Source organism: Streptomyces sp. NPDC045701 (assembly GCF_056432045.1).
The window spans coordinates 1-2,115 of record NZ_JBWKJV010000170.1; the positions used below are offsets into that span (position 1 = coordinate 1).

1 protein-coding gene is annotated in these 2,115 nt (G+C 61.3%); it reads right to left on the bottom strand.

Annotated features, from left to right (window positions below):
* Nucleotides 1–58 precede the first annotated feature (58 nt).
* Nucleotides 59–1,513: a DUF2079 domain-containing protein gene (locus tag AC07DW_RS34150; RefSeq protein WP_478861480.1), complete on the bottom strand. Its 1,455-nt coding sequence runs from the start codon at nt 1,511–1,513 to the stop codon at nt 59–61.
* Nucleotides 1,514–2,115: the final 602 nt, after the last annotated feature.

Here is a 2,115-nt window from a genome sequence, read left to right on the forward strand (position 1 = left end):
GGGGTGTACTTGCTCGGTGGTGCCACTTCTTGCGTCCTCTTTTCCGTTCAAGGCAATCCTATTGGACGTCTGTCCGGAAACTTCGGGGCACCTCACTGCGGCGCAGCAGGACGATGTCCTGGCTGTTCGCAATCTGTTCGTATCCAATGGCTAGACGGTTGGCCAGGCGGCTTTGGAGTTGGTCCCGTGGCAGTGAGGGGTCGGTCAGGTCGTAGATGATCCAGTCTGCCTGTCGGTCTGTGTAGGGCCAGAGGAATACGCGTGTCCGGTGGGCAAGCTGGGCGCTGAGGTGATTGGTTGCTTCGACATCAGAACCGTCAGGGATACGGTCGATCAGTTGGTGAGCGGTGCTGGCGTGTGGAGAGAGCGAGAAGGCGTTTACGGGGTGGAGCAGGAAATTCTGCAGAGGTTGCGCAGGGGCTAGCGGAGCAGCGGCACACAGAAGTGCAGCACCAAGGTTCCGGCCTAGCGTCCTGACAGCCGCGTAGCGACTGATGATGAGTCTGGGTTGGGCATCGAGGGCCGCGGCGAAGAGGATGGGCATCAGGATGAGGTTGTACTGGAATCCTGTTCCCCAGTAGTTGGGGCTGTCGGACAGGAACCGGATGAAAATGGTCGGGAGTCCGATCAGAGACAAAGGTGAAAATAGAGCGACGAAGCAGGTCATGCCGCTGAGGAGCAGCAAGGTGGTGAGCTTCTCCGTGGGTGTGAACAGCAGCTCAGGCATGCCTGTGAGCCGCTCTGTGAGGGTGAGCGTGCTGCTTAGTGCCCCGCCGTCTGCTGCGCTGTTCAGGTAGGGGTAAATTCCTCGAGGGTTTACTGCCGGGATCAGAAATCCTACGACCAGAGCGAAACACAGCAGACTGCCCCCGATGAGCATGAGCCCCAGCCGTCGCTGGCCGCGCAGGACCAAGATCACGCCCACGGCCGCGGCCGTCAGGCTGCCCTCCTCCTTGACCAGCAGGAGGGGAGCGCTCCACGCGGCTGCCTGCGTCCAGCGGCCCTCGATCAGTGCTGTGAGGCCGTAGGCGAGGAGAGGCGCAGCAAAGGCCACCTCGTGGAATTCATAGGCGAGAGCGCTCTGTACGCCGAATGAGAGACCGTATGCGGCCGCGACTGCGTGGGCAGCGGGCTTTCCCAGCCGCTTGGCCGCGAGACGGGTCAGGGGTACGACGGCCCATGACAGCAAGGCCGCCTGAGCTACGAGCAGGGTCTGCGGACGCGGCCAGACCCAGTACGCGGGCACTAGGAGGACCAGGATCGGATGGAAGTGGTCTCCGAGCAGGTTGAAGCCCCAGCCCTTGATATCCGAGCGGGGAGCGCCAAACGCTGCGTAGCTGCGGACTGCCTGAGTGAAGATGCCGAGGTCGAATCCGCCGGTACCGAGGCGATGATGCTGAGCCAGGCTGAACGCTGCATAGAGCACAAACAGCGCCCCGGCCCAGCCCCAGCACTGCGTCCGTGAGCTGGCGTCTTTTCTGGCGGTTGCAGCCGGAAGTGTCTCCACAGTCATCTGGCGAGGTGAACGCGAACTGGCCATAGGTACCTGCACAGAGCTTGAAGGAACTCGAAACCTTCACCATGGGGTTCGAGACCGCTAAGATCCGTTAAGGTAGATTGGATTCCCCTTAACGGCACCCGGATGGCCCCCAGTCCACCAAGCTACCTTCGAGGCCTTGGCCAACGGCGAGCCGCCCCGAGCCTAGCTCGTCACTTCACCGCGGCTTCGGCACAACAAGCGCCGCTATAACCAGCTGTCACGCGGCTTCGGCCACAAGTAACACACGCAGTAATTCTCATAAATGTTCATCTGTGAGAGTTCTGCGAGAGCTCCCGCAGTGATCACGTTTCCGCAGGTCGCCTTTCGCAAAAGCCCTCTCGAAACCCGCACGTTCTGCGAGGCACTTCTGAGTGCCTGATCCTGAACCGGTGGCAGGCTGTGGCTGCGAAGCCGACTGCTGGTTTGGGCGGGTACTTTTCGCGTTCTGCTGCGGGCATGGGCAGGGCTCCTGTATTAGCGGGTCGCGTCCAGAAGGTGGTGTAAAAGGCGACGAGCGTAGGTTTCCGTACTGAACCGTCCAAAGTTCGTACGAGGAAGGACCCACGCTCGTGCAC

Excerpts from the sequence above, each read along its gene's own strand:
- AC07DW_RS34150 (WP_478861480.1), bottom strand. The coding sequence starts at position 1,513 with ATGACTGTGGAGACACTTCCGGCTGCAACCGCCAGAAAAGACGCCAGC.